Here is a 26478-nt window from a genome sequence, read left to right on the forward strand (position 1 = left end):
CGGGGCCCGTAGAATCGGCCCCACCATGGCTTACCTCGACCACGCCGCGACCACCCCGATGCTTCCCGAGGCAGTCGAGGCGCTCACCGCGCACCTGGGCGTCACCGGCAACGCCTCCTCCCTCCACGCGGCCGGCCGCCGCGCCCGGCGCACCGTCGAGGAGGCCCGCGAAACCCTCGCCGAGGCCCTCGGCGCCCGCCCCAGCGAGATCGTGTTCACCTCCGGCGGGACCGAGGCCGACAACCTCGCCGTGAAGGGGCTCTACTGGTCCCGCCGCGACGCGGACCCGGCCCGCACCCGGGTCCTCGCCAGCCCCGTCGAGCACCACGCCGTCCTCGACGCCGTCCACTGGCTCGGCGAGCACGAGGGCGCCACCGTCGAGTACCTGCCGGTCGACTCCCACGGCCGGGTCCACCCGGACGCCCTGCGCGAGGCCATCGCCCGCAACCCCGACGACGTCGCCCTCGCCACGGTCATGTGGGCCAACAACGAGATCGGGACGATCCTGCCGGTCCGTGAACTCGCCGAGGCCGCCGCGGAATTCGGCGTTCCGCTGCACTCCGACGCGGTCCAGGCCTTCGGCCAGGTCCCGGTGGACTTCGCCGCGTCGGGGCTCGCCGCGATGACCGTGTCCGGTCACAAGATCGGCGGGCCGTACGGCATCGGCGCGCTGCTCCTGGGCCGCGAACACACCCCCGTGCCCGTACTGCACGGCGGCGGCCAGGAACGCCACGTGCGCTCCGGCACCCTCGACGTCCCCGCCGTCGCCTCCTTCGCGGTGGCCGGGCGGCTCGCCGCCGAGCAGCAGGAGTGGTTCACCCGCGAGATCGGGAAGCTGCGCGACGACCTGGCCGCCGCGGTCCGCGAGGCCGTCCCGGACGCCGTCCTCGGCGGCGACCCCGCCCCCGGGGGACGTCTTCCGGCCAACGCGCACTTCACCTTCCCCGGCTGCGAGGGCGACTCCCTGCTGCTCCTCCTGGACGCCCAGGGCATCGAGTGCTCCACCGGCTCCGCCTGCACCGCCGGCGTCGCCCAGCCCAGCCACGTCCTCCTGGCCACCGGCACCGACCCGGACCTGGCCCGCGGCACCCTTCGCTTCTCCCTGGGGCACACCTCCACGGAGGCCGACGTGGAAGCCGTGGCCAGGGCCATCGGACCGGCGGTGGAACGGGCCCGGGCGGCGGGGCTGACGTAACGGGGTTCCGCCCTCTCCGCTCCTTCCCGTTCCCGGGGGCGCCCCCGGCCCCCTTCGCGCCCACGCGTCGGAGCCGCATGCCGGTCCGGCCCCGCGCCCCGAGCGAGTGGCTAGGCCCCCCGGGCGCTCTTCGTGCCGGTCGGGGTGGCGTCCGGCGCGGCCGGTGCCGTGCGGGCCCGCCGCACCAGCTTCATGTAGCGGTCCCAGTCCCAGTGCGGGCCCGGGTCGGTGTGGTCCGTGCCCGGGACCTCGATGTGGCCGATGACGTGGTCGCGGTCGACCGGTATGTCGTAGCGGGCGCATATGCGGGCCGTGAGCCGGGCCGACGCCTCGTACATCTCGTCCGTGAGGTCCTCGGGGCGGTCCACGAAACCCTCGTGCTCGATGCCGACACTGCGCTCGTTGTAGTCGCGGTTGCCCGCGTGGTAGGCCACGTCCAGCTCGCGGATCATCTGGGTGATACGGCCGTCCTGGCCGACGATGTAGTGCGTGGACGCCTTGTGCCCCGGGTCCTGGAACGCCTGCACCGCGCTGTCGAAGCTGCCCTGGGTGACATGGACGATCACCATGTCGATGCCGAAGTCGTCCGGCCGGTCCGCGCGGCGCCAGTTGGCGTCCGAGGCCGCCACCCAACGGGCGCCCGCGTAGTCCACCACGCCCTGCTCGCGCGGCTTCTCGACGCCCGGCATGCGCCACCACAGCCGCGCCAGCTCGTCCCGCGCCAGCACCGCCGTGCCCGCCGCGGCCGCCACCCCGCCCACGATCAGGGCCCGCCGCCCGATGCGCCGGTCCCCGTCCGCGGATGCCTTCTCTGCCCCCATGTGATCGTGAACGGATACCCGGCGGCCGTGGTTCCCGTGCCCCCGTACCCTGGAGGGGTTATGACTGACACCTCGCAGCGCTCCCGCCCCCTCCGCGTCCTGGCCGCCATGTCCGGCGGAGTCGACTCCGCCGTCGCCGCCGCCCGCGCGGCCGAAGCGGGCCACGACGTGACCGGCGTCCACCTCGCGCTCTCCGCGAACCCGCAGTCGTTCCGTACCGGCGCGCGGGGCTGCTGCACCATCGAGGACTCGCGCGACGCCCGCCGCGCCGCCGACGTCATCGGCATCCCGTTCTACGTGTGGGACCTCGCCGACCGCTTCCGCGAGGACGTCGTCGAGGACTTCGTCGCCGAGTACGAGGCCGGCCGCACCCCCAACCCGTGCCTGCGCTGCAACGAGAAGATCAAGTTCGCCGCCCTGCTGGACAAGGCGCTGGCGCTCGGCTTCGACGCGGTCTGCACCGGCCACTACGCCCAGGTGATCCCGCGCGAGGACGGCACCCGCGAACTGCACCGCGCCTCCGACATGGCCAAGGACCAGAGCTACGTCCTCGGCGTACTCGACGACCGCCAGCTCGCCCACGCGATGTTCCCCCTCGGTGACACGGTCACCACCAAGGAGGAGATCCGCGCGGAGGCCGAGCGCAGGGGACTGGCCGTCGCCAAGAAGCCCGACTCGCACGACATCTGCTTCATCGCCGACGGCGACACCCGGGGATTCCTCGCGGACCGCCTCGGCAGGGCCGAGGGCGACATCGTCGACGAGTCCGGCACCAAGGTCGGCAGCCACGAGGGCGCGTACGGCTTCACCATCGGCCAGCGCAAGGGCCTGCGGATCGGCACCCCCGCCCCCGACGGCAAGCCCCGCTACGTCCTCGACATCTCCCCGGTGACCAACACGGTCACCGTCGGTCCCGCGGGGGCCCTCGACGTCACCGCCCTGTCCGCCGTCAAGCCCCGCTGGTGCGGCGCCGCCCCGTCCGGCCCCGGCACCTACACGGCCCAGCTGCGCGCCCACGGCGGCGAGACCGAGGTGACGGCGGAACTCGTCGACGGCGACCTGCGCGTCCACTTCGCCGAGCCCGTCCGCGGCGTCGCCCCCGGCCAGGCGATCGTCCTGTACGACGGCACCCGCGTGGTGGGCTCGGCGACCATCGCCTCGACGGTGCGGGCGACGGCGGACATGGCCTGAGAAGCGCCTTCAGGCCCCGGGCGGAGAGCTCACCGCGCGAAGAACTCCGCCAGGACCGGGGCCAGGACGTCCGGTTCGACCATGTGGGTCTGGCCCTCCAGGGTGCGGTACGTGCCCCGGGGGACGGACTCCGCGATCGCCCGCGCGGCCTCACGCATCCACGCCGGACTCGCGTCGCCCGCGATCGACAGCACCGGTACCCGGATCGACGACAGCAGCCCGCGCGGGACGCTCCCGTCGCCCATCACGGCGTCGTCGTGGGCGAGGCTCGGCGCGATCGACTCCATCCCGGCCCACATCGGTGACTGCCGCGCGCCCCGGATGACCTCCTCGCCCAGCCCGGTCAGCCGCAGGAAGAGCTCCACCGCATCCCCGCGCCGCCCCTCGGCGAGCGCCGCCGTCAGCCGCTCGGTGTACCGCGCCCGCTCCCCGAGATCCTCCTCGGACATCGCGTACGGCGTCTCGTACACGGCGACATGGCGCACCGGCAGTCCGCTCGCCGCCGCCCTGAGTGCCAGGGCGCCGCCCGAGGAGACGCCGTACAGCGCGGCCTCGCCGCCCACCGCCTCGATCAGCGCCGCCAGGTCCTCGACCTCGCGCTCCACCGCGTACGGCGCCGCGTCGCCGCTCCCGCCCCGGCCCCGGCGGTCGTACACGACCACCCGGAACCGCTCCGAGAGGCGTGCCGCCAGCGGCGCCACCGTGGCACCCGTCGACATCGCGCCACTGACGAGAACGATCGTGGCACCCCGCCCGGCGCTCTCGTACGCCAGGGAGGTGCCGTCACGCGAAGAGATGTTCTTGTCCATGTCACCCCAGACTGCCGCACGGGGAGGCATTCATCGGTGAGGCGGGCGGCGCGTCCGCCGATCACAACCCTTCTACGCGATCAGCCGACTTCTGCTTCGTAGAAGCAGAGGTGGTCCTTGATCTGCGCGACGTCCGGCTTCGGCTCCGGGTACGCCCAGACCAGATCCGCCGCGTCCGGCAGCGACCAGTAGGACGCCGTGCCCTTGAAGGGGCAGTGCGTGTGCGTCCCGGAGGGCGTCAGCAGGTCCAGCCGTACGTCCGCCGGCGGGATGTAGTACCGCGCGGGACAGCCCGTCTCGCGCAGCACCAGCGCCCGGTCGCTCTCCGCCAGCACCTGCCCGCCGTGCACCACGCGCACGTGCCGGTCACTGGCCTCGATGGTGATGCGGTGGCCTGTGGTCACGATCGTCCCTCCTCGGGTAGCCGACTCTGCGAGTACAGCGCACGCCGAAGCGGACTTCTTCCCGAGGAGGGCCCGCGGGAGGGCCCGCTCGAGAACGCGGCCGACCGCGATGTCCGGCCGGGCCCGTACTGTGGGCCCGTGAACATCTGTGTCTTTCTCTCCGCCGCCGACCTCGACGAACGCTACACACGCCCCGCGCGGGAGTTCGCGCGGCTGCTCGGCAAGGGCGGGCACACGCTGGTGTGGGGCGGTTCGGACGTCGGCCTGATGAAGGTCGTCGCCGACGGTGTGGAGGAGGCGGGCGGCCGGCTCCTCGGCGTCTCCGTGGAGTTCCTCGCGGCGAGGGCCCGCGACGGCGTCGACGAGATGGTGATCGCCAGGGACCTCGCCGAGCGCAAGCGGCTGCTGCTGGAGAAGGCCGACGCGGTGGTCGTCATGGTCGGCGGCACCGGCACCCTCGACGAGGCGACCGAGATCCTGGAGCTGAAGAAGCACGGGCACACCGAGAAGCCGGTGGTCCTGCTCAACACCGCGGGCTTCTACGACGGGCTCAAGGAGCAGTTCCGCCGCATGGAGGACGAGGGCTTCCTGCCCCGCCCGCTGACCGACCTGGTGTTCTTCGCCGAGGAGCCGGTGGGCGCGCTGGCCTACCTGGAAGAGAGCCTGGGCGAAAAGTGACCGCCCGGTGATGCGAGCATGGCGGGCATGGCTACACATCTGATCACCGGAGCGGGCTCCGGCATCGGCGCGGCCGTCGCCCGCCGCCTGCACGCGCGCGGGGACGAACTCGTCCTGCACGCGCGCGACGCGGGCCGGGCGAAGGAACTGGCGGCCGCCTTCCCCGGCGCCCGCACCCTCGTCGGCGACCTGGCGGATCCCGACAAGCTCTCCTGGGCCCTCTCCCACCAGTCGCTGCCGGACCGGGTGGACTCCCTGCTCCACATCGCCGGCGTGGTCGACCTCGGTCCGGTCGGTGAGCTGACCCCGAAGACCTGGCGGCACCAGCTCAACGTCAACCTGATCGCCCCCGCCGAACTGACCCGCCACTTCCTGCCCCAGCTCCGCGCGAGCCGCGGCCACGTGATCTTCGTCAACTCCGGCGCGGGCCTGAGCGCCCACGCCGACTGGTCCGCGTACGCCGCCTCCAAGCACGGGCTGAAGGCCCTCGCCGACTCCCTGCGCGAGGAGGAGCACGCGGACGGCGTCCGCGTCACCTCGGTCTACCCCGGCCGCACGGCCGGCCCCATGCAGGCCAAGGTCCACCGGCAGGAGGGCAAGGAGTACGACGCCGCCCGCTGGATCGACCCCGAGTCGGTCGCCACGACCATCGTGACGGCCCTGGACCTGCCGAGGGACGCGGAGATCAACGACCTGACGGTACGTCCGGGGCGGTGACACCCAGCCCCTCCGGCGTTTGAGGAGCGGAGGTCCGGGGGCGGAGCCCTCGGGCACGGGACGGGTGGGGGCGGCGGGGGCGAAAACCCCGGCCGTCCACTGCGTACGCTCTACGGGTGAGCGAAAACAGCCAGTTCAGTTTCGGCCCCGCCACCGGCATCGGCTCCATGCCGGGCGGGGACGCCCGCGAGGCCGCCAGAACGGTCACCGGCAGCTTCGAGACCTTCCCCCACCTCCCCGAACTCCCCGCCCGCGGCCCCGGCGCGGACATGATCGGCCGCACCGCGGGCATGCTCGTCGAGGTCTACGCCCGCGTCGAGCCCAGCGGTTGGCGCATCGGCGACCGTCCGGGCCGTGACACCAGGCGCGCCCGCTCCTGGCTCGGCGAGGACCTCGACGCGCTGGAGGAGTTCACCCAGGATTACCAGGGGCTCCTGAAGGTCCAGGCGGTCGGCCCGTGGACGCTCGCCGCCGCCCTGGAGTTGCGCAACGGCGAGTCCGCCCTCTCCGACCCCGGCGCCTGCCGCGACCTCGCCGCCTCCCTCGCCGAGGGACTGCGCCTCCACCTCGCCGAGGTGCGGCGGCGCGTCCCCGGCGCGCAGCCGGTCCTGCAGCTCGACGAACCCTCCCTCACCGCCGTACTGCGCGGACAGGTGAGGACCGCCAGCGGCTACCGCACCCACCGCGCGGTGGACCGGCAGATCGCCGAGGCCACGCTGCGGGACGTCGTCGGGGTGCACGACGGCGGGCCCGTCGTGGTCCACTCGTGCGCACCGGACGTCCCGTTCGCCCTGTTGCGCCGGGCGGGCGCGGCGGCGGTCTCCTTCGACTTCTCCCTCCTCACCGAGCGTGACGACGAAACGATCGGGGAAGCGGTGGAGAGCGGGACCCGGCTGTTCGCCGGTGTCGTCCCGGGCACGGACGGCCCGTTGTCGGACCCTGCGGGTAGCGTCATGGGTGTCAGGACGCTCTGGCGCAGGCTGGGGCTGCGGCCGGGACTCCTCCCGGAGGCGGTCACGCTCACCCCGGCGTGCGGACTCGCGGGGGCTTCCCCGGAGCACGCGCGGAGGGCCCTCGCCCATTGCGTCCGGGCGGCGAGATCCCTCGCGGACAACCCAGAGTGACGGGAGGACACACGGTGGCCGGCGACAAGCAAGCGGAGACGACGAGCGTGCCCGCCGAGGCACGGGAGAAGCACGCCAGGCTCGCTGAGCGGATCGAGGAGCACCGCTTCCGGTACTACGTGAACGACGCCCCCGTCATCAGCGACGCCGACTTCGACCGGCTGCTGCGCGAACTGGAAGGGCTGGAGGAGGACCATCCCGAGCTGCGCACCCCCGACTCGCCGACCCAGAAGGTCGCCGGGGCGTACGAGACGGAGTTCACCTCCGTCGAGCACCGCTCACGCATGCTCTCCCTCGACAACACGTTCAACGACGACGACCTCGCCGCGTGGGTGGAGCGCATCCACCGGGAACTGGGCACGCAGAAGTACCACTTCCTGTGCGAGCTGAAGGTCGACGGCCTCGCCGTCAACCTCACCTACGAGCGGGGCCGGCTCGTCCGCGCGGCGACCCGTGGCGACGGTCGCACCGGCGAGGACATCACGCCCAACGTGCGCACCATCGCCGAGATCCCGGACCGGCTGAAGGGCGACGAGGTCCCCGACCTGGTGGAGATCCGCGGCGAGGTCTACTTCCCGATGGAGAAGTTCCAGGAGCTCAACGCCCGGCTGGTCGCGGCCGGCGACAAGCCGTTCGCCAACCCGCGCAACGCGGCGGCCGGTTCGCTGCGCCAGAAGGACCCCCGGGTCACCGCCACCCGCCCGCTGCACATGGTGGTCCACGGCATCGGCGTCCTGGAGGGCTACCAGGGCATGACCCGCCTCTCCCAGGGCTACGGCCTGCTGAAGACCTGGGGCCTACCCACCTCCGAGCACAACAAGGTGGTCGACGACCTCGCCGGCGTACGGGAGTTCATCGCCCACTACGGCGAGAACCGCCACTCCGTGGCGCACGAGATCGACGGCGTCGTCGTCAAGCTCGACGAGATCCCGCTCCAGGGGCGTCTCGGCACCACCTCGCGCGCCCCGCGCTGGGCCATCGCGTACAAGTACGCGCCCGAGGAGGTCAACACCAAGCTGGTCGACATCCGTGTGGGGGTGGGCCGTACGGGCAGGGTCACGCCGTACGCCCAGGTCGAACCGGTCACGGTGGCCGGATCCGAGGTCGAGTTCGCCACGCTGCACAACCAGGACGTGGTCAAGGCCAAGGGCGTCCTCATCGGTGACACGGTGGTGCTGCGCAAGGCCGGTGACGTCATCCCCGAGATCCTCGGTCCGGTCGCCGACCTGCGGGACGGCAGCGAGCGCGAGTTCGTGATGCCGGCCGAGTGCCCCGAGTGCGGTACGCCGCTGAAGGCGATGAAGGAGGGCGATGTCGACCTCCGTTGCCCCAACGCCCGTACGTGCCCTGCCCAGTTGCGGGAGCGGTTGTTCTACCTCGCCGGGCGCAGGGCGCTGGACATCGAGCACTTCGGCTATGTCGCCGCGGCGGCGCTGACCCGGCCGCTGGAGCCCGCGGATCCGCCGCTGCGGGACGAGGGCGACCTGTTCGACCTGACCGTCGAACAGCTGCTGCCCATCAGGGCGTACGTCCTCGACCAGGACAGCGGGCTGCCCAAGCGGGACCCGAAGACCGGCGAGGAGAAGATCGCCACCGTCTTCGCCAACCAGGAGGGCGAGCCGAGGAAGAACGCGGTCGCGATGCTGGCGAACATCGAGGCGGCCAAGGAGCGTCCGCTGGCGCGCGTGCTGACCGGTCTGTCGATCCGTCACGTCGGCCCGGTCGCGGCGGAGGCGCTGGCCCGTGAGTTCCGCTCCGTCGACCGCATCGAGCAGGCCACCGAGGAGGAGCTGGCGGGCACCGAGGGGGTCGGCGGGATCATCGCCGCCTCGCTCAAGCAGTGGTTCGCCGAGGACTGGCACCGCGAGATCATCCGTAAGTGGAAAGCGGCCGGCGTCCGCATGGAGGACGAGGGGTCGGGGGAGGACGAAGGGCCTCGTCCGCTGGAAGGGCTCACTGTCGTGGTGACCGGAACGCTGGAGAACTTCACCCGGGACGGCGCGAAGGAGGCGCTGCAGAGCCAGGGGGCGAAGGTGACCGGATCCGTCTCCAAGAAGACGTCGTTCGTCGTCGTGGGTGACAATCCCGGGACGAAATATGACAAGGCGATGCAGCTCAAGGTGCCGGTTCTGAACGAGGACGGCTTCACCGTCCTCCTCGAACAAGGCCCGAAAGCAGCGGCGGACGTCGCTCTTTCGGCCGAGGAGTAGCGGTTGAAGGCCACCCGATCGGCGCATACCAGATGCATACGGGTGGCTGGGGCGCATTCGGGCAACCGTCGACGAGCGGTGCCCGTACAGGCCTTCTGCGGCCTACTGTTGAGATGTGCGCCTGCCGTGCCCAGCTGCGGCCGGGGTAACCCCGTACTCGTGAGGGGTCCGGGGTAAGGGCTTTCTGCCGCGGAGCCGCTGAGGGTCGTCGGGCATCGGGCCGCGTGGCGTGGGCACCGCCGGCTGGGAGAGGGACGGGAATGGAACCGACCGAGAGCGCCGCCCCGGGCTCACGGCCGCGCCTGCGCCGCTTGGCGGTCGCATGGCGGCGCGGACGTGAGGACGGGCGGCCCGCGGGGCGACCGGGCGCAATGGGGCGCACCGGGGCGCGTACCGCGGACGCGCGCGGGGTGGATGCGCGCGGTGCGGACGTGCGCGGTGCCGGGCAGTCGGCCGCCGGGCACGGTCCCGGGCTGGCCGAGCTGTCCGAGGCGGACACGGAACGGCACCCGTCCTGGCCCGCGTTGCCCACGGCGGTCGTCGCCGCCGCCGGTTTCGTGCTGGGCGCCGGCTTCCTGCGGGCGTTCACCGGAGGGCACGCGCTCTTCCCGTCCGGGGCCGTCGGCTGGTCCCTGGCCGTGCTGACCGGAATCATCGTCGGCCATCTGGTGATGCTGGGCCGCTCCCGCTGGTGGGGCGGCACGGGTTCCGGCGCCGCCCTCACCCTTGCCGTGCTGCTGCTCTACGGCTGGATCGCGGCCGGGATGATCAGTCTCACCGTCGTCGTGCTGGTCGGCATGGCCCGGCGGGGCCGCTGGCGGCAGGGTGTGCTGCACGGCGCGGTGGATCTGCTCGGCATCGGCGCCGGGGCGCTGGTGCTGGCCGCGTTCGGCTGGGTGCCGTCCGTCGAGTCGCCGTCGACTCCGGACACCTGGACGCTGTACACCGCGCCGGGGGTGGTGCTGGTCGCCGTCACGTACCTCGTGGTCACGCGCACGCTGCTCTGGTATCTGCACACCCCGCGCGCGGGGCTGCCCACCGTGGCCCGTACCGCTCTGGTACGGCAGGGGCTCGTCGCGGTCGCCCTGCTCGGCATAGCGCCCCTGGTGTGTGTGGTCGCGGTCGCCAAGCCGGTGCTGCTGCCGCTCTTCTCCATTCCGCTGATCGCCCTCGACTCCACCCTGTGGATAGCCCGCGCGCGGGCCGAGGAGCAGCTGCGCGATCCGCTGACCGGACTGCCCAACCGGCAGTGGCTGCTGGAACGCATCTGGACCGCGCTGGACGACGCCGAGCGGATCGGTGCCCGTGCCGCGCTCATGCTGATCGACCTGGACCGGTTCCGGTCGGTCAACGACACCCTCGGTCATCTCGCCGGTGACCGGCTGCTGTTGCAGATAGCCGACCGGCTCAGACTCGCCCTGCCGCGCGGGGCGGAGGCCGCGCGGCTCGGCGGTGACGAGTTCGCCGTCTTACTGCCCGTCGCCGACTCCACGACGTCCGCGACCCGCGTCGCCCGCGGCCTCGTCGCCGCCCTCAGCTCCCCGCTCGACCTCGACGGGCTCACCCTCGTCCTGGAGGCGAGTGCGGGGGTCGCCGTCTTTCCCGACCACGCGGACGACGCGGAGGGGCTGTTGCGGCGGGCGGACGTGGCGATGTATCAGGCCAAGCGGGACCGTACGGGGGTCGAGGCGTACGAGTCCAAGCGGGACTCCAACACTCCTGACCGGCTGGGGCTGCTGGGTGATCTGCGGCGGGCGCTGGACGCCCGGGAGGTTCAGCTGCACTACCAGCCCAAGGTCCGCTTCGACGGGCAGGTCGCGGGGCTCGAGGCACTGGTGCGGTGGGTGCATCCGGAGCGGGGGAAGGTGCCGCCGGACGAGTTCATAGCGATCGCCGAGTCGTCCGGACTGATGCCGCATCTCACCGAGTACGTGCTGGAGACCGCGCTGGGGCAGGTCGCCAAGTGGCGCGCCCAGGGGCTGTTCGTGCCGGTCGCCGTCAACGTGTCCCCCCGCGATGTCCACACGCCCGGCTTCGCGGGCTCCGTGGCGGCGCGGCTGGCTCGGCACGGGGTGCCGGCGGGGGCGCTGCAGTTGGAGATCACCGAGCATGTGCTGCTCGAGGATCCGCAGCGTGCGGCCGACACGTTGAACGCGTTGACCGGGCACGGGGTGAAGATGTCGCTGGACGACTTCGGTACGGGGTACTCGTCGCTGGTGCATCTGCGGCGGCTGCCGGTGAGTGAGCTGAAGATCGACCGGTCGTTCGTGGCCCGGCTGGCCGTGGACGCCGAGGACGCGGCGATCGTGCGCTGCACCGTCGATCTGGCGCATTCGCTGGGGCTGCTCGTCGTCGCGGAGGGGGTGGAGGACGACGAGACGTGGGAGCGGCTGCGCGATCTTCACTGCGACGCGGTCCAGGGGTGGCTGGTCGCCGCGGCGATGCCGCCCGAGGAGACGACGGCCTGGCTCCTCGCCCGCGGCTCCCGCGGCTGGGTGCGGGCCGCCGCGGCACTGCCCGCCGCGGCGGCCGACGAGTGACCTGACCACCCCGCGACGCGGCCCCGGGGAACCGTTTAACGGCCAGGGGGCCCGGACCCATAGGATTGGGCCAAATCGACTTGCCCAAACCGCACACTCACCCCAGAGGATCGCTGCATGCCTGGCATTACGCGCGAGGAGGTCGCCCACCTCGCCCGGCTGGCGCGTCTGGAGCTGAAGCCCGAAGAGCTCGACCACTTCGCGGGCCAGCTGGACGACATCATCGGCGCGGTCGCCCGCGTCAGCGAGGTCGCCGACCAAGACGTACCGCCGACCTCGCACCCGCTCCCGCTGACGAACGTCATGCGCGCGGACGAGGTCCGTCCCTCGCTCACCCCCGAGCAGGCGCTCTCCGGCGCCCCGGCCCAGGAGCAGCAGCGTTTCAAGGTGCCGCAGATCCTGGGGGAGGAGTAACCCGCCATGAGCGATCACATCATCAGGCTCACCGCCGCCGAGACCGCCGAGAAGATCGCCTCCGGTGAGCTCACGGCCGTAGAGGTCACCGAGGCGCACCTGGCCCGGATCGAGGCCGTCGACGAGAAGGTGCACGCCTTCCTGCACGTCGACCGCGAGGGCGCCCTGGCGCAGGCGCGTGCCGTCGACGAGAAGCGCGCCAAGGGCGAGAAGCTCGGCCCGCTGGCCGGCGTCCCGCTCGCGCTCAAGGACATCTTCACCACCGAGGGCATCCCGACCACCGTCGGTTCCAAGATCCTCGAGGGCTGGATCCCGCCGTACGACGCGACGCTCACCAAGCGGCTGAAGGCCGCCGACGTCGTCATCCTCGGCAAGACCAACATGGACGAGTTCGCCATGGGGTCCAGCACCGAGAACAGTGCCTACGGGCCGACCGGCAACCCCTGGGACCTGACCAGGATCCCCGGCGGATCCGGTGGCGGGTCGTCCGCCGCGCTCGCCTCGTTCCAGGCCCCGCTCGCCATCGGTACCGACACCGGCGGTTCCATCCGCCAGCCGGCCGCCGTCACCGGCACCGTCGGTGTGAAGCCGACGTACGGCGCCGTCTCCCGGTACGGCATGGTCGCCTTCTCCAGCTCCCTGGACCAGGGCGGCCCCTGTGCCCGTACGGTCCTGGACGCCGCCCTGCTGCACGAGGTGATCGCCGGGCACGACCCGATGGACTCCACCTCCATCGACGCCCCGGTCCCGCCGGTCGTCGAGGCCGCCCGCAACGGCAGCGTCGTCGGCATGCGCGTCGGCGTCGTCAAGCAGTTCCGCGGTGAGGGGTACCAGGCCGGTGTCGTGCAGCGGTTCGACGAGTCCGTCGAGCTGCTGAAGGGGCTGGGCGCCGAGGTCGTCGAGCTGGACTGTCCGTCCTTCGACCTGGCGCTCTCCGCGTACTACCTGATCGCGCCCTCCGAGTGCTCCTCCAACCTCGCCCGCTTCGACGGCCTGCGCTACGGCCTGCGGACCGGCGACGACGGCTCGCACTCCGCCGAGGAGGTCACCTCGCTGACCCGTGAGGCCGGCTTCGGTGACGAGGTCAAGCGCCGCATCATGCTCGGCACGTACGCGCTCAGCTCCGGCTACTACGACGCGTACTACGGCAGCGCCCAGAAGGTCCGCACCCTCATCAAGCAGGAGTTCGAGCGGGCGTTCGAGCAGGTCGACGTGATCGTCTCCCCGACGACCCCGACCACCGCCTTCCCGATCGGCGAGCGCGCCGACGACCCGATGGCGATGTACCTCGCCGACCTGTGCACCATCCCCACCAACCTGGCGGGCAACGCGGCCATGTCGCTGCCCTGCGGCCTCGCGCCCGAGGACAACCTGCCGGTGGGTCTGCAGATCATCGCCCCCGCCATGAAGGACGACCGGCTCTACAAGGTCGGCGCCGCCGTCGAGGCCGCCTTCGTGGAAAAGTGGGGCCACCCGCTGATCGAGGAGGCACCGTCGCTGTGAGCGCACTGTCCAAGGCCAAGGGCTTCAAGAAGTCCAAGTCCGGTCTGTACGTCTCCATGGCCACCTCGGCGTTCGGCGCCGTCGGTGTGTACAAGCAGATCAAGAAGGCGCGTGGCGAGAACGACACGCTGCGGCTGCTCGACGCCGTCGTCACCGGCGCCGCGGTCGTCACCAACCTCGCCATCCTCTACCGCGAGCTGAAGAGCCTCGGCGACGACGACGTCCTGCTGGGCTGAGAGGGAAGTTTCACCGTGACCACCACGACTGACCTGGTGTCGTACGAGGACGCGCTGGCGTCGTACGACCCCGTCATGGGCCTAGAGGTCCATGTCGAACTCGGCACCCGCACCAAGATGTTCTGCGGCTGCTCGACGACGCTCGGCGCCGACCCGAACACCCAGACCTGCCCCGTCTGCCTCGGCATGCCCGGCGCGCTCCCGGTCGTCAACGCGACCGGCGTCGAGTCGGCGATCAAGATCGGTCTCGCGCTGAACTGCGAGATCGCCGAGTGGTGCCGCTTCGCCCGGAAGAACTACTTCTATCCGGACATGCCGAAGAACTTCCAGACCTCCCAGTACGACGAGCCGATCGCCTTCAACGGCTACCTCGACGTGCAGCTGGAGGACGGCGAGACCTTCCGCGTCCAGATCGAGCGCGCCCACATGGAGGAGGACACCGGCAAGTCGACGCACGTCGGCGGTGCCACCGGCCGTATCCACGGCGCGTCCCACTCCCTGCTGGACTACAACCGCGCCGGCATCCCGCTGATCGAGATCGTCACCAAGCCGATCGAGGGAGCGGGCGAGCGTGCCCCCGAGGTCGCGCGGGCCTACGTCCGTGAGCTGCGCGAGCTCATCCGGGCGCTCGGCGTGTCCGAGGCCCGGATGGAGATGGGCCAGATGCGCTGCGACGTGAACCTGTCGCTGCGCCCGCACGGGCGGGAGAAGTTCGGCACCCGCAGCGAGACGAAGAACGTCAACTCGCTGCGGTCCGTCGAGCGCGCCGCCCGCTTCGAGATCCAGCGGCACGCGGCCGTCCTGAACGACGGCGGCACGATCATCCAGGAGACCCGCCACTTCCACGAGGACACGGGGTCCACGACCTCGGGTCGCGTGAAGGAGGAGGCCGAGGACTACCGGTACTTCCCGGAGCCCGACCTGGTGCCGGTCGCCCCGTCCCGCGAGTGGGTCGAGGAGATCCGTTCCGCCCTGCCCGAGCTGCCGCTGGTGCGCCGCAACCGGCTCCGCGAGGAGTGGGGCATCTCCGGCACCGACATGCAGTCGATCCTCAACGCCGGTGCGCTGGACCCGATCGTCGCCACGATCGACGCCGGTGCCGACGCGGCCTCCGCCCGCAAGTGGTGGATGGGCGAGCTGGCCCGCGCCGCCAACGAGTCCGGCAAGGGGCTCGACGAGCTGGCGATCACCCCGGAGCAGGTGGCCCGGGTCGCCGAGCTGGTCGTGAAGGGCGATCTGAACGACAAGCTGGCCCGTCAGGTCATCGAGGGTGTGCTCGCGGGTGAGGGCACTCCCGACGAGGTGGTCGACAAGCGCGGTCTGAAGGTCGTCTCCGACGAGGGTGCCCTGGGCACCGCCGTCGACGAGGCCATCGCCGGCAACCCGGGCATCGCGGACAAGATCCGCGGTGGCAAGGTGGCCGCGGCCGGTGCCCTGGTCGGCGCGGTCATGAAGGCCACGCGCGGGCAGGCGGACGCGGCCCGCGTGAAGGAGCTGATCCTTCAGAAGCTGGGCGTCGACGAGGGCTGACCGTCGAAGAGCGGAAGAGGGGGCGCATCGGGTTCGATGCGCCCCCTCCCTCATGCGGTCACGCGGTCACGCGGTCAGGCGCGGCGGCCCACCACGCGTGCGAAGCCCAGCGTGCGGCCCCGGTCCGCGCGCAGCATCTCCGCGCTCTCCCGGCTCATCCGCACGTGGAACTCCTCCGCGCTCTCCTCGGCGACGACGTCGCACCAGAGCAGCCACTCCCGCCAGCCGTCCTCCAGCCAGTCGGCCGTCTCGACCTCCACGGCCCCGCTGCGGGTCCAGTGGCGGCGCCACCAGGCGGGGCTGTGGAAGCACCAGAACGCGGGGTCCCAGTAGGGCTTCATGTGCTCCGGCGGTTCGGTGCCCTCGATCTCCTCGGGCATCGCCGGGACGACGACTCCGATCCGCCCGCCGGGCTTCAGCAGCCGGGTCAGCGTCGGCAGGTAGAGGTCGTCGGTGCCGAAGTACTGGTACGCGTCGATGGAGACGATCGCGTCGAAGCTCTCCTCCCCGAAGGGCAGGTCGTGGGCCTCGGCGTGGACCGGCAGTACCCGGTCGGCGACGCCCGCCCCGGCGATGCGGCGCGCGTTGTCGTCCGGCCTGATCCACAGGTCGGCCGCGGTGACCTGGACGTCGTACTCCCTGGCCAGGAAGACCGACGTCATGGCGCGTCCGCAGCCCAGGTCGAGCACGCGTGCGCCGGGGCGCAGGGTGTCGAGGCCGAGGGCCGGGGCGAGCCACTCCAGCAGCCACAGCGCGTGCGGGCCCATCCCGTTCTCGATGGTCCAGCGGGCGTCGTAGGCGCTGCTGCGGGGGTACCGGGGCAGGGTGAGGCGGCTAGTGAGGTCGTCGTGCGGGGTGTTCGAGGTGATGTCCGACATCGGTGAACGGGCTCCTTGGGGCCGTGAAGAGGGAAAGGGTCGCGTCGGAGATCGAGCGGACAAACATCAAAGCACCTGCTTCGGCCGGCGGCGGACTGCCGCGGAACGTCGGACCGACGGACGCTAGCAGCCGGACCCGCACCCCCGCATCCGGGTTTCCGGGGCCCGGCCGCTACGCTCGCGCGCCATGAGTGGACGTGCCGATTCCGAACCGCCTCCGGACACCCGGGCCGAAGACGCCTCGCGGGAGGCGCGCCGGGCCCGCCGGCTCGCGGTCGGGACCGGTGCCGTACTCGCGCTGTCCGGGACGGCCGCCGCCCTCCTTCGTCTCACCGGTCCCGTGCCGGCCCTCGTCCCCGCCGCGTACGCCTGCGGGGCCGCCGTCTGCGCCCTGGCCGCGGTGCTGGGCTCCCGGGGGCGGACCCGCAGGGCGCTGTGGCTGCTGGTCGCGGGGCTCATGGTCATGGCGCTGGGGGACCAGTTCGACTGAGCCGCACCGCTGGTCGCGGCGATGTGAATAAGCACACGAAAGCGACAAACGATCATTCGTGCCTGCAACAGTGTCAGTGCATTGCTCATGCGTTCTTTGCGGGATGTTCGGTTCACGCTCGACTGTTCCCGGTCAAAGATCCACACCTCAGTCACTCCGGGAGCACGTTTCGTGGCAGCCCTCGCACGCTGGTGTGTCCAACGCCGTCTGATCACCGTTCTGCTCTGGCTCCTCGCCCTCGGCGCCTTCGCCGCCGGCGCCTTCGCCGCCGGCTCCGCCTACTCGAACGACTACCAGGTGCCCGGCACCGAGTCCGGGCGGGCCACCCAGCTGCTGGAGGAGGGCTTCCCCGATCTCGGCGGCGACAGCGACAACGTGGTCTGGCACACCACGTCCGGCACCGTCCGGGACACCGGCGTCGAGCAGGCCATGACCCGCACCCTGGACCGGATCGGGGACCTGCCCGGCGTGGCCGCCGTGAGCGGTCCGTACGACGACCAGGGCGCCGGCCGGGTCAGCGCGGACGGCCGCACCGCCTACGCCACGGTCACCTTCGACGACCGGTCCAAGGACATCGACGCGGGCGAGGCCGCCGCCGTGGTGGAGACGGCCGAGGCCGCTCGGACCGACGGACTCCGGGTCGAGCTGAGCGGCAGCGCCGTCGAGCTCAGCGAGTCATCCGGCGGGCACACGGCCGAGATCGTCGGCGTGCTGGTCGCCGCCGTCGTCCTGTTCCTCGCCTTCGGCTCGCTCGCCGCCTCACTGCTGCCCATAGCCACCGCCCTGGTCGGCGTCGGCACCGCCTACGCCGGGATCGTGCTCCTCGGGCACGCCATGACCGTCGCCGACTTCGCCCCCATGCTCGGCATGCTGATCGGGCTCGGCGTCGGCATCGACTACGCGCTGTTCATCGTGACCCGGCACCGGCGCGGACTGAAGCGCGGCCTCACCGTCACCGAGGCCGCCACCAACGCCGTCGCCACCACCGGACGGGCGGTCGTCTTCGCGGGCGCCACCGTGTGCATCGCCCTGCTGGGCATGCTGATCCTCCGGCTGAACTTCCTCAACGGCGTCGCCATCGCCGCCTCGCTCACCGTCGTCCTGACCGTCGCCGCCTCCGTCACCCTGCTGCCCGCCCTGCTGTCGTTCATCGGCATGCGCGCGCTCAGCCGCCGGGAGCGGCGCCGGCTGGCGGAGCACGGGCCCGAGCCGGAGCTGCCGACCGGGTTCGCCGCCCGCTGGTCGGCGTTCGTCGAGCGCCACCCCAAGCTGCTCGGCGCCGTCGCCGTCGTCGTCATGGCCGTCCTCGCGCTGCCCACCCTCTCGCTGCACCTGGGCACCTCCGACCAGGGCAACGACCCCAAGGCGTCCACCACCCGCCAGGCCTACGACCTCCTCGCCGACGGCTTCGGCCCCGGCGTGAACGGCCCCCTCACCCTCGTCACCCACGTCGACGGCGCCGAGGACCGGCTCGCCCTGGACAACCTCGACGCCACCCTGCGCGCGACCGAGGGCGTCGCGTCGGCGTCGCCCGCGACCTACGGCGCGGGTGGCGACACCGCCTACCTCACCGTCGTACCGGAGTCGTCCCCGCAGTCGAAGCAGACCAGCGACCTGGTCGACCGGCTGCGTGACGACGTGCTGCCGCGGGCCGAGTCGGGCACCTCGCTCGATGTGCACGTCGGCGGCGTGACGGCCGGATACGACGACTTCGCCGACGTCATCGTCGACAAGCTGCCCCTCTTCGTCGGTGTCGTCATCGGCCTGGGCTGTCTGCTCCTCCTGCTCGCCTTCCGGTCCCTCGCCATCCCGCTCAAGGCCGCCGCGATGAACGTGGCCGCCGTCGCCGCCGCCTTCGGCGTCGTCGTCGCGATCTTCCAGTGGGGCTGGGGCAGCGAACTTCTCGGCCTCGGCCGGGCGGGCCCCATAGAGCCCTTCCTGCCGGTGATCATGGTGTCCGTCCTCTTCGGGCTCTCCATGGACTACCAGGTCTTCCTGGTCAGCCGGATGTACGAGGAGTGGCTGGAGACCGGCGACAACCGGCGTGCCGTCCGCGTCGGCCTCGCGGAGACCAGCCGGGTGATCAACTCCGCCGCCGTGATCATGATCTCGGTCTTCCTGGCCTTCGTCCTCACCGGCGACCGCGTGATCGCCATGTTCGGCATCGCGCTCGCCGCGGCCGTCGCCCTCGACGCCTTCGTCCTGCGCACCCTGCTCGTCCCCGCCCTCATGCATCTCCTCGGCGGCGCCAACTGGTGGCTGCCGCGCCCGCTGGACCGGATCCTGCCGCGCATCAGCATCGAGCCGCCCGAGGCCAGGGCCGCCCATGAGAGGCTGGCCGCCGCCACGGACGCCGAGGCGGCGGACGTGCTGGCCGAGGAGGAGCAGCAGCGGGATGTACGCGATACGACTGGGTGACGACGGAGCCGAACTGCGCCCCCTGGAGCCCTGGCACGCGGAGGAGTTCCTGGCCCATCTGGACCGGGGCCGGGAGTTCATCAACCAGTACGTCCCCTTCGGCTCCAAGGCCACGGACGTGGCCGGCGCCCGGGAGGCGCTCCAGCGGTACGCCGACTGGCGTGCCGCCGACACGGCCTCGCTGCACGGGCTGTGGCTGGACGGCACGCTCGTGGGCGGGGTGCTCACCCTGAACTTCGACGCCGCGAACGGCAGCTGCGAGGTGGGCTGCTGGCTGGAGCCCGCCGCCACCGGGCGCGGGCTCGTCACCCGCGCGATGCGGGTGCTCATCGACTGGGCGGTCGAGCGGCGCGGCATCCACCGGGTCGAATGGGTCGCGGCGGCCGGCAACGGGCCGAGCATCGACATCGCCCGCCGGCTCGGCATGACCCGGGACGGCGTCCGCCGCGAGGCCCACCTCCACCACGGGGTGCGCCACGACCTGGAGGTGTGGTCCGTGCTGGCCCCGGAGTGGCGGGCGGCGCACAACGGTCGTTAAGCGGACTCTCAGAGAGCGTCCGTACGGTGCGGGGCATGGGAACCAGGACAGCGGACGAAACCGGAGCCGACACCGAGCGCGACGAGACGGCGGTGGACACCACCGAGTCCGACGGGGCCGACGTCACGGAGACGGAACCGGAAGCGGCGCAGGACGCACCCGGGACCGAGGACCGGGCCCCGTCCGGTGTCGGACAGGGCGCCGCCGCGGTCGTCTCCGCGGCCCTCGGCCTCGTCTCGCTCACCGGCAGCTGGCTGGGCACGGTGGCCGCCGCGCGGGAGACCCTCGTGGGCCAGCTGGAGACGGCCGCGGACGCCGGCGTCGCCACCCAGGTCAAGGAGATCTACGGCGACGCCTGGCACACCAGCGCGCTGTGGGGCGGCCTGTTCGCGCTGACCGCGCTGATCGTGGGCGTGGTGGTGCTGGTGAGGCCCGCGTTCGGGACGCCCGGCCGGACGGACCGGGCGCCCTGGATCAAGTCGGTCGCCTGGGCGGGCGTGTCGCTCGGCGTCGTCGGGCTGCTGCTGGCGGTCCTCAAGTACACCGACGTGCTCCTGGGCCTGCCCGCGACCGGCTGAGTCGTGCCGTACGGGGTCTCCGGGTGCCCGGAGACCCCGTAAGCGCGTTCAGGAGGCGAGGACGGCGCGCGCCTCGGCGATGATGGCCGCCAGCTCCTCGGTCTCGGGTGCGGTGAGGGGTGTCAGCGGCGGCCGGACCGGTCCGGCTTCCAGGCCCTCCAGGGTGACTCCGGCCTTCACCAGCGCCACCGCGTACCCCGGGACCCGCTTGCGCAGCCGGACCAGGGGGTGGAAGAAGGTGCGCTGCAGCGCGTCGATCCGCTTCTGGTCGCCCTCCTCCACCGCGCGGTGGAAGGCGAGGGAGACATCGGGCGCGAAGGCGAAGGCGGCCGACGAGTACAGCTCCACGCCCAGCGCCCGGTACGCGAGCTGGCTCGCCTCGGCCGTGGGCATGCCGTTGAAGAACTGGAACCGCTTGCCGGTCCCGTCGAGCACCTCGCCCACGGCGGGGATGATCCGCGCGAGGAGATCGAGGTCGCCGGTTCCGTCCTTGAAGCCCGCCACGGTGGGCAGCTGGGCGATCGCCGCCGCCGAGCGCTCGTCGAAGCGCGCGTTCGCCCGGTTGTAGACGATCAGCGGCAGGGCGGTCTCGCCGGCCACTTCACGGGTGTAGGCGACCAGCCCGTCGGCGGGGCCCTCGACCAGGTAGGGCGGCATCAGCAGCAGACCGTCCGCACCGGCCTGAGCGGCCGCCCGCGCGAGCAGGCGGGCCTGGCCGACGGCGCCGCCGGCCCCCGCGTACACCGGGACGCGTCCGCCCACCGCCTCGACGGCGGTGCGCACGACCGCGCCGTACTCCTCGTGGTCCAGGGCGTGGAACTCACCGGTGCCGCAGGCGACGAAGACTCCGCCGGGGCCGGCGTCGACCCTGGCCGCGATGTGCCGGCGCAGGGCGTCGAGGTCGACGTCACCGGTCGCGGTGAACGGGGTGACGGGGAAGAAGAGAACGCCTTCGAGCATGGGTGTCTTCCTACTCTGGGTGAGGGGCGGGAGTGATGTGGTCAGCGGTCGGGGGAGGAGGAACCGGCACGGACCACGTGGGTGAGCGCGTCCCCCCGCTCCAGCCGGCCGATGTTCTCGGCGATCTCGGTCGCACGGGCGGCGAAGGTGTCGGCCGTGTGGCCCGAGTGGTGCGGGGTCATCAGCACGTTCGGCAGGTCGTGGAAGGGCAGCCGGCTCGGCGCGTCGGGCGGTCCTGACCACCACACGTCCAGCGCGGCGCCCGCGATGGTGCCGGAGACGAGCGCCTCGTGGAGCGCCTCCTCCTGGACCACCGGCCCCCGCGCCACGTTGACCAGCAGGGCCTGGGGGCCCATGGCCTCCAGTTCGGCGGGGCCGATCAGCCCGCGGGTCGCGGGGCTCAGCGGGACGGTGACCACCACGACGTCGGAGTCGGCGAGGAGCTCGGGCAGCCGGTCGTCGCCACCGATCCAGTCGGGCCGCAGGTCCGCGGGGAACGGAGCGCGGGGGTCACGTCGTACGGCGCGGACGCGCAGGCCGACCGCCTGGCACAGCCGGGCGACCTCGGTGCCGGTCTCGCCGAAGCCGATGACGCCGACCCGGCGGCCCCGCAGCGAGGTCCCGAAGGGCAGTGAGGGGTCGACCGCCACGTTGCGCCACTGCCCGGCGCGCAGCGCGCGGTCGGCGCCCAGGACGTCGCGGGAGAGCATCAGGACCGACATGAGCACGTGCTCGGCGATGGAACGGCCGTGGTGGTGGGTGGTGGCGACCGTCACCGAGGGGTGGAGCGCGTCCAGCGGGATGCCGTCGTAGCCGGCGCCGACGACGTGGACGAGCCGCAGCCGCCGCGCGCGCCGGGCGTCCTCGGGGCTCAGCTTCGAGCCGACGTAGACGTCGATGTCACCGATGGCCTCGGTGAGCCGTGCGGCGTCCAGGTCGAAGGCCTCCAGCCAGTCGTGATCGCCGTGCGTGGACGCCTTGAGCCGGTCGTGGAAGCGGCTCAGGATGCGGTGGTTGAGCATGATGCGCATCAGCCGCTCACCACCGGGGGGTCTCGGTGGAGAAGGACGGCTCGAAACGGCGCATGTAGCCGGTGTCGTCGCGGTCGCGCAGCCCGCAGTCGAGGTACTGCCGGTGCAGCCGGGCGAGGGCGTCCCGGTCCAGTTCCACGCCGAGCCCGGGAGCCGTCGGCACGGCGAGCCGGCCCTTGTCGAACCGCAGCGGCGTGGGGTCGACGACGTCCTCGTCGGGCCGCTTCCAGGGCCAGTGCGTGTCACAGGCGTAGGTCAGCCGCGGTGTCGCGGCGGCCAGGTGGGTCATCGCCGCGAGGCTGATGCCGAGATGCGAGTTGGAGTGCATCGACAGGCCGAGGCCGAAGGTGTCGCAGATCGCGGCGAGCTGCCCGCAGCGCCGCAGTCCGCCCCAGAAGTGGTGGTCGGACAGGACGATGTCCACGGCTCCCTCGGTCACGGCGGGGGCCAGGTCGTCGAAGGAGACCACGCACATGTTGGTGGCCAGCGGGGTGGAGGTCCCGCGGGCCACGGCGGCCATGCCCCCGATGCCCTCGGTCGGGTCCTCCAGGTACTGCAGGACACCGTCCAGCTCCCGGGCGACGTGCAGGGACGTTTCCGTACTCCATGCCGCGTTGGGGTCGAGGCGCAGCGGAAGGTCCGGGAACGCCTTCCGCAGCGCCTTGACCGCGGCGATCTCCTCGTCGGGCGGGAAGACACCGCCCTTGAGCTTGATGGAGGTGAAGCCGTACGTGCCGATCATGCGGCGGGCCTGTTCGACCAGCCCCGCCGGGTCGAGGGCGGGGCCCCAGTCGTCGTCCTCCTGGCCCGGGTGAGCGGCCCACTTGTAGAAGAGGTACGCGCTGTAGGGCACCGAGCCGCGGACCGCTCCGCCCAGCAGATCGCTGACCGGCCGGCCCACGAGCTTGCCCTGGATGTCCAGGCAGGCGACGTCGAACGGGGACATGACCCGGTCCACGGCGCTGCTGCCCGTGACCATGCCGGACATGCCGTCGCCGCCCGTGGTGTCGGCACCCAGTGCGCGTGTGGTGCGGGCGACCAGCTCGTTGAGGCTCCACACGTCCATGCCGGTCAGTTCGTCGGCGGCGCGCCGCAGCCGCTCCAGATGCACCGTGCCGCCGTAGGTCTCGCCGACGCCGCTGACACCCGACTCGGTGGTGATCTCCACGACGGTGCGCAGTGCGTAGGGCTCGTGCACGCCGACCGTGTTCAGCAAGGGGTGGTCCCGGAAGGCCACGGGGGTCACGGTGACGCCGGCGATCCGCTCTGAGGTCCGAACCATGAATGCCATCCTCATATGTAGTCGGCGTTCTCATTTGTAGACAGCCGGATGGGGTGGTGTCAATGGGCGGACCCCGGCACCGGGGTGAGCAGGACCCCCTCGGTCATGAACCGCTCCACATTGCGCAGCACCAGGTCGCCCATGGCCTCGCGGGTCTCCCGGGTGGCGCTGGCGATGTGGGGGAGCAGGACCACCCGGTCCGAGTCCAGGAGCGCCCGCGGCACGTTCGGCTCGTCGGCGAAGACATCGAGCGCCGCTCCCGCGATCCGACCCGTCTCCACCGCCGCGACCAGGGCGGATTCGTCGACGACGCTGCCCCGCGCGACGTTCACCAGGTGCCCCTCGGGGCCGAGCGCCTCCAGCACCTCCGCCGAGACCAGGCCCTCGGTGCCCGCGCCCCCCGCGACGGTGACGACGAGCGCGTCGCACGCCTTCGCCAGCGCCTCGGCAGTGGGCAGACGGCGGTACGCGACACCGGGCACCGGGACGCGTGAGCAGTACGACACCTCCACGCCGAACCCCTCGAGCCGTCGCGCCACGGCCCGGCCGATCCGGCCCAGCCCGAGGACGCCGACCCGCTTCCCGCTCACCCGCGAGGCCAGTGGGAAGGGTGCGGCGCCCCAGCCGCCGGCCCGCACGTACCGGTCGGCCGCCGACATCCGGCGCATGACGTCGATCAGCGCGCCGACGGCGAGGTCGGCCACGCAGTCGGTGAGCACGTCCGGGGTGTTGCTGACGTCGATGCCGCGCGCCCGGGCGCGGACCACGTCCGTGGTCTCGTGGCCGACGCCGAAGTGCACGATCGCGCCCAGCCTCGGCAGCGCGTCCATCAGGGCGTCGCCGACCCCGAACCGAGCGCTGGTGACGGCGGCGACCACGTCCCCGCCCCGCTCGTGAAGGAAGCGGTCGGGGTCGGGCAGTTCGTGCAGACGCACCGTGTGGTGGCGCTCGGCGAGGGCCTGCTCCAGGCCGGGGAGCAGGGGCGAGACCTGGAGCAGAGTGGCCGGGCCGACGGGAGCGGTGGGGGTGGTGCCGGGGCTGGACATGGTGTTCTCCTGTTTCTCCGGCGAGTTCCGGAATGTGAGGCTCCGCCCCGCGGGGCGGGATCCCGCGGCCGTCGCGCGGTCGCCCTCGCGCGGCGGCCGCGGGACCGGACGGTCCGGGGTGCGGGATGCGGGGCGGGACGGATCCGTTCCTGCGCATGTCTTGACGCTGCCACGGCGCCGGTTTAGCTTCGGCGTTCACAGATGCGGACCGAGTACGCAAGTGTAGACAGCCTCTCGCAGTCGACCGTACGTGGAACGCGACACACCAGCACTCACCGGAGACAGGCCGACGATGAAGTTCTCCGTTTCCTCCCTCCCGCCCACCGGACGAAGGCGCCTCCGCGCGCCGACGGCGACACTCCTGGCGGGCACGGTGCTGCTGTCCAGCGGCTGCGCCGTGGCGGGCAGCGCCGCCGGTGACGCCGGCCGCGCCGACGGCCGCACCCTGCGGGTGGTGCTCACCCAGGAACCACCGACCCTGGAACCCTGCGAGGCATCGCTGACCGGCACCGGCGTGGTCGTCCGGTCCAACATCACCGAGCCCCTCGTCGAACGCGACCCCGACTCCGGCGAGCTGCACCCGCTGCTCGCCACCGGCTGGAAACAGACCGGTGACCGCACCTGGACCTTCGACACGCGCGAGGGGGTGACCTTCCAGAACGGCGAGCCGTTCACCGCGCGGGACGCCGCCTTCTCCATCGACCGGGCGGTCAACTCCGACCTCGCCTGCAACGTCGAGGGCTATGTCTTCGGCGACGAGGACCTGAAGGTGAAGGCCGAGAGCGACACCCGGCTGACCGTCACCACCGAGCAGCCCGACCCGATCCTGCCGCTGCGCCTGAGCTTCGTGGAGATCGTGCCGCGCACGACGAACGCCGAGGCCAAGGTCCGTATCCCTGTGGGCACCGGCCCCTACGCCGTCAGCTCCTGGCAGCCCGGAGCGGCGATCGACCTCAGCCGCCACGACGACTACTGGGGCGACGCCCCGGACTTCCCCCGGGCCCGCTACGTATGGCGCAGCGACGCCAGCGTCCGCGCCGCCATGATCGACAAGGGCGAGGCGGAGATCGCCGTGGCCCTCGACCCCGTCGAGGCCGAGAAGGACACCACGGTCGCCTTCCCCAACAACGAGACGACCGCGCTGCGGCTGGACGGCCGCGAGGCACCGCTCGACGACATACGGGTACGCCGCGCCGTCGACCTGGCCGTGGACCGGGACGGCATCATCGACGCCCTGCTCGGCGGACTCGCCGAACCGGCCGGCCAGCTGGTCCCGCCCGGAGTGGTCGGACACGACGAGGAGATCGAGCCGGCCCGGCAGAACGTGGCCGAGGCCAAGGCCCTGATCGAGGAGGCCGAGGCCGACGGCGTACCCGTCGGCCGGCAGATCACCCTGGTCGCCCGCAACGGCATGTTCTCCGGGGTGTCGGAGACGGCGGAGGCGCTCCAGTACCAGATGCGGCGGATCGGACTGAACGTCAAGGTCCGTATGGCGGACACCGCCACCCAGCTCCAGTACCAGCTCCGCCCGCTGCCCGAGAACGTCGGCCCCATCGCCCTGCTGATCATGCACGGCAACCAGGCCGGTGACGCGGCCTTCACCACGAGCCAGTACCTGCTGAGCGACGGACCCCAGTCCACCTTCGGCACCGAGGAACTCGACCGGCGCATCGCCGACGCGGGCGCGCTCTCCGGCGACCAGCGCCAGGAGGCCTTCGCCGGCCTGCTCGCGGACCAGAACAGGTCGGTCGTCCAGTACGCCCACCTGGCCCACATGAGCGGACTGCTCGGCCTGTCACCGTCCATCCGGTACGAGCCGAACTCCGCCACCGGTGACGAGATGCGGCTGGCAGAGGTCGGCCCGGCGAAGGCGGGACAGCACTGA

General features: G+C 72.2%; 24 protein-coding genes. 16 read left to right on the plus strand and 8 right to left on the minus strand.

The genetic code is table 11. The features are described 5' to 3' along the window. Positions 1–25 precede the first annotated feature (25 nt). Positions 26–1195 (plus strand): cysteine desulfurase family protein, encoded by a 1170-nt coding sequence (locus ACH4VX_RS12685; protein WP_398367404.1) that lies wholly within the window; start codon positions 26–28, stop codon positions 1193–1195. 110 nt (positions 1196–1305) lie between these two features. Here the strand turns inward: ACH4VX_RS12685 and ACH4VX_RS12690 are convergent, their stop codons facing one another. Further along, positions 1306–2016: an N-acetylmuramoyl-L-alanine amidase gene (locus ACH4VX_RS12690; protein WP_398367405.1), complete on the minus strand. Its 711-nt coding sequence runs from the start codon at positions 2014–2016 to the stop codon at positions 1306–1308. A gap of 60 nt (positions 2017–2076) precedes the next feature. Between ACH4VX_RS12690 and mnmA the strand changes: the two genes are divergently transcribed. Next, positions 2077–3207, plus strand: a complete 1131-nt coding sequence (mnmA, locus tag ACH4VX_RS12695) for a tRNA 2-thiouridine(34) synthase MnmA (RefSeq protein WP_398367406.1) — start codon at positions 2077–2079, stop codon at positions 3205–3207. Between the two features lie 29 nt (positions 3208–3236). Here mnmA and ACH4VX_RS12700 read toward each other — a convergent pair whose 3' ends face one another. Next, complete coding sequence (locus tag ACH4VX_RS12700; protein ID WP_398367407.1) at positions 3237–4016, minus strand: alpha/beta fold hydrolase; 780 nt, start codon at positions 4014–4016, stop codon at positions 3237–3239. An 80-nt stretch (positions 4017–4096) separates the two neighbouring features. Then, positions 4097–4420 (minus strand): DUF427 domain-containing protein, encoded by a 324-nt coding sequence (locus ACH4VX_RS12705; RefSeq protein WP_398367408.1) that lies wholly within the window; start codon positions 4418–4420, stop codon positions 4097–4099. A gap of 138 nt (positions 4421–4558) precedes the next feature. Here ACH4VX_RS12705 and ACH4VX_RS12710 point away from each other — a divergent pair, with 138 nt between their 5' ends. From ACH4VX_RS12710 to gatB, 9 genes are all read left to right on the plus strand, one after another. Next, a complete protein-coding gene (locus ACH4VX_RS12710) occupies positions 4559–5098 on the plus strand; it encodes a TIGR00730 family Rossman fold protein (RefSeq protein WP_398367410.1) in 540 nt (179 codons plus the stop codon). Between the two features lie 18 nt (positions 5099–5116). After that, positions 5117–5815: an SDR family oxidoreductase gene (locus ACH4VX_RS12715; protein ID WP_398367412.1), complete on the plus strand. Its 699-nt coding sequence runs from the start codon at positions 5117–5119 to the stop codon at positions 5813–5815. 116 nt (positions 5816–5931) lie between these two features. Then, a complete protein-coding gene (locus tag ACH4VX_RS12720) occupies positions 5932–6939 on the plus strand; it encodes a methionine synthase (RefSeq protein ID WP_398367413.1) in 1008 nt (335 codons plus the stop codon). A 14-nt stretch (positions 6940–6953) separates the two neighbouring features. Further along, positions 6954–9149, plus strand: coding sequence for an NAD-dependent DNA ligase LigA (ligA, locus tag ACH4VX_RS12725; RefSeq protein ID WP_398367414.1), 2196 nt, complete (start codon positions 6954–6956; stop codon positions 9147–9149). A 260-nt stretch (positions 9150–9409) separates the two neighbouring features. Continuing rightward, positions 9410–11689, plus strand: a complete 2280-nt coding sequence (locus tag ACH4VX_RS12730) for a putative bifunctional diguanylate cyclase/phosphodiesterase (RefSeq protein ID WP_398367415.1) — start codon at positions 9410–9412, stop codon at positions 11687–11689. 117 nt (positions 11690–11806) lie between these two features. Then, positions 11807–12103, plus strand: coding sequence for an Asp-tRNA(Asn)/Glu-tRNA(Gln) amidotransferase subunit GatC (gatC, locus tag ACH4VX_RS12735; RefSeq protein ID WP_006130840.1), 297 nt, complete (start codon positions 11807–11809; stop codon positions 12101–12103). A gap of 6 nt (positions 12104–12109) precedes the next feature. Next, positions 12110–13606 carry an Asp-tRNA(Asn)/Glu-tRNA(Gln) amidotransferase subunit GatA gene (gene gatA / locus ACH4VX_RS12740; protein WP_398367416.1) on the plus strand — a complete coding sequence of 499 codons (1497 nt, stop codon included), beginning with the start codon at positions 12110–12112 and terminating at the stop codon, positions 13604–13606. Then, a complete protein-coding gene (locus tag ACH4VX_RS12745; protein WP_398367417.1) occupies positions 13603–13842 on the plus strand; it encodes a hypothetical protein in 240 nt (79 codons plus the stop codon). Before gatA ends, ACH4VX_RS12745 begins: the two co-directional genes overlap by 4 nt. A gap of 15 nt (positions 13843–13857) precedes the next feature. After that, on the plus strand, positions 13858–15372 hold the full coding sequence (gene gatB, locus ACH4VX_RS12750) for an Asp-tRNA(Asn)/Glu-tRNA(Gln) amidotransferase subunit GatB (protein ID WP_398367418.1): 1515 nt from the start codon (positions 13858–13860) through the stop codon (positions 15370–15372). A gap of 74 nt (positions 15373–15446) precedes the next feature. Here gatB and ACH4VX_RS12755 read toward each other — a convergent pair whose 3' ends face one another. Next, the gene (locus tag ACH4VX_RS12755; protein ID WP_398367419.1) at positions 15447–16250 is read right to left on the minus strand and encodes an SAM-dependent methyltransferase; all 804 of its coding nucleotides are present in this window, start codon (positions 16248–16250) and stop codon (positions 15447–15449) included. Between the two features lie 187 nt (positions 16251–16437). On the opposite strand from ACH4VX_RS12755, the gene ACH4VX_RS12760 reads away from it, so the two are divergent. The 4 genes from ACH4VX_RS12760 (at position 16438) to ACH4VX_RS12775 (ending at position 20274) form a co-directional block, all read left to right on the plus strand. Further along, positions 16438–16740, plus strand: coding sequence for a hypothetical protein (locus ACH4VX_RS12760; protein ID WP_398367420.1), 303 nt, complete (start codon positions 16438–16440; stop codon positions 16738–16740). 171 nt (positions 16741–16911) lie between these two features. Then, complete coding sequence (locus ACH4VX_RS12765; RefSeq protein WP_398367421.1) at positions 16912–19158, plus strand: MMPL family transporter; 2247 nt, start codon at positions 16912–16914, stop codon at positions 19156–19158. After that, positions 19136–19696 (plus strand): GNAT family N-acetyltransferase, encoded by a 561-nt coding sequence (locus ACH4VX_RS12770; RefSeq protein WP_398367422.1) that lies wholly within the window; start codon positions 19136–19138, stop codon positions 19694–19696. The genes ACH4VX_RS12765 and ACH4VX_RS12770 overlap by 23 nt, the downstream gene beginning before the upstream one ends. Positions 19697–19731: 35 nt before the next feature. Then, positions 19732–20274 (plus strand): hypothetical protein, encoded by a 543-nt coding sequence (locus ACH4VX_RS12775; RefSeq protein ID WP_398367423.1) that lies wholly within the window; start codon positions 19732–19734, stop codon positions 20272–20274. Positions 20275–20322: 48 nt separating this feature from the next. Here the strand turns inward: ACH4VX_RS12775 and ACH4VX_RS12780 are convergent, their stop codons facing one another. From ACH4VX_RS12780 to ACH4VX_RS12795, 4 genes are read right to left on the minus strand one after another with little or no spacing between them, the layout of a single operon-like run. Further along, the gene (locus ACH4VX_RS12780; protein ID WP_398367599.1) at positions 20323–21279 is read right to left on the minus strand and encodes a 5-dehydro-4-deoxyglucarate dehydratase; all 957 of its coding nucleotides are present in this window, start codon (positions 21277–21279) and stop codon (positions 20323–20325) included. Beyond that, a complete protein-coding gene (locus tag ACH4VX_RS12785) occupies positions 21276–22265 on the minus strand; it encodes a 2-hydroxyacid dehydrogenase (RefSeq protein WP_398367424.1) in 990 nt (329 codons plus the stop codon). Before ACH4VX_RS12785 ends, ACH4VX_RS12780 begins: the two co-directional genes overlap by 4 nt. Before the next feature lie 7 nt (positions 22266–22272). Continuing rightward, positions 22273–23547 (minus strand): glucarate dehydratase family protein, encoded by a 1275-nt coding sequence (locus ACH4VX_RS12790; RefSeq protein WP_398367425.1) that lies wholly within the window; start codon positions 23545–23547, stop codon positions 22273–22275. A 59-nt stretch (positions 23548–23606) separates the two neighbouring features. Further along, positions 23607–24593 carry a 2-hydroxyacid dehydrogenase gene (locus ACH4VX_RS12795; RefSeq protein WP_398367426.1) on the minus strand — a complete coding sequence of 329 codons (987 nt, stop codon included), beginning with the start codon at positions 24591–24593 and terminating at the stop codon, positions 23607–23609. Between the two features lie 292 nt (positions 24594–24885). On the opposite strand from ACH4VX_RS12795, the gene ACH4VX_RS12800 reads away from it, so the two are divergent. Beyond that, positions 24886–26478: an ABC transporter substrate-binding protein gene (locus tag ACH4VX_RS12800; protein ID WP_398367427.1), complete on the plus strand. Its 1593-nt coding sequence runs from the start codon at positions 24886–24888 to the stop codon at positions 26476–26478.

The organism is Streptomyces sp. NPDC020731 (genome assembly GCF_044334705.1).
Taxonomy (GTDB): Bacteria; Actinomycetota; Actinomycetes; order Streptomycetales; family Streptomycetaceae; genus Streptomyces.

Bases quoted from the DNA above. Each gene is read 5' to 3' on its own strand.
- ACH4VX_RS12685 (WP_398367404.1), top strand. From the start codon at position 26: ATGGCTTACCTCGACCACGCCGCGACCACCCCGATGCTTCCCGAGGCA.
- ACH4VX_RS12690 (WP_398367405.1), bottom strand. From the start codon at position 2,016: ATGGGGGCAGAGAAGGCATCCGCGGACGGGGACCGGCGCATCGGGCGG.
- mnmA (WP_398367406.1), top strand. From the start codon at position 2,077: ATGACTGACACCTCGCAGCGCTCCCGCCCCCTCCGCGTCCTGGCCGCC.
- ACH4VX_RS12700 (WP_398367407.1), bottom strand. From the start codon at position 4,016: ATGGACAAGAACATCTCTTCGCGTGACGGCACCTCCCTGGCGTACGAG.
- ACH4VX_RS12715 (WP_398367412.1), top strand. From the start codon at position 5,117: ATGGCGGGCATGGCTACACATCTGATCACCGGAGCGGGCTCCGGCATC.
- ACH4VX_RS12730 (WP_398367415.1), top strand. From the start codon at position 9,410: ATGGAACCGACCGAGAGCGCCGCCCCGGGCTCACGGCCGCGCCTGCGC.
- gatC (WP_006130840.1), top strand. From the start codon at position 11,807: ATGCCTGGCATTACGCGCGAGGAGGTCGCCCACCTCGCCCGGCTGGCG.
- gatA (WP_398367416.1), top strand. From the start codon at position 12,110: ATGAGCGATCACATCATCAGGCTCACCGCCGCCGAGACCGCCGAGAAG.
- ACH4VX_RS12755 (WP_398367419.1), bottom strand. From the start codon at position 16,250: ATGTCGGACATCACCTCGAACACCCCGCACGACGACCTCACTAGCCGC.
- ACH4VX_RS12760 (WP_398367420.1), top strand. From the start codon at position 16,438: ATGAGTGGACGTGCCGATTCCGAACCGCCTCCGGACACCCGGGCCGAA.
- ACH4VX_RS12770 (WP_398367422.1), top strand. From the start codon at position 19,136: ATGTACGCGATACGACTGGGTGACGACGGAGCCGAACTGCGCCCCCTG.
- ACH4VX_RS12775 (WP_398367423.1), top strand. From the start codon at position 19,732: ATGGGAACCAGGACAGCGGACGAAACCGGAGCCGACACCGAGCGCGAC.
- ACH4VX_RS12785 (WP_398367424.1), bottom strand. From the start codon at position 22,265: ATGCGCATCATGCTCAACCACCGCATCCTGAGCCGCTTCCACGACCGG.
- ACH4VX_RS12790 (WP_398367425.1), bottom strand. From the start codon at position 23,547: ATGGTTCGGACCTCAGAGCGGATCGCCGGCGTCACCGTGACCCCCGTG.
- ACH4VX_RS12795 (WP_398367426.1), bottom strand. From the start codon at position 24,593: ATGTCCAGCCCCGGCACCACCCCCACCGCTCCCGTCGGCCCGGCCACT.
- ACH4VX_RS12800 (WP_398367427.1), top strand. From the start codon at position 24,886: ATGAAGTTCTCCGTTTCCTCCCTCCCGCCCACCGGACGAAGGCGCCTC.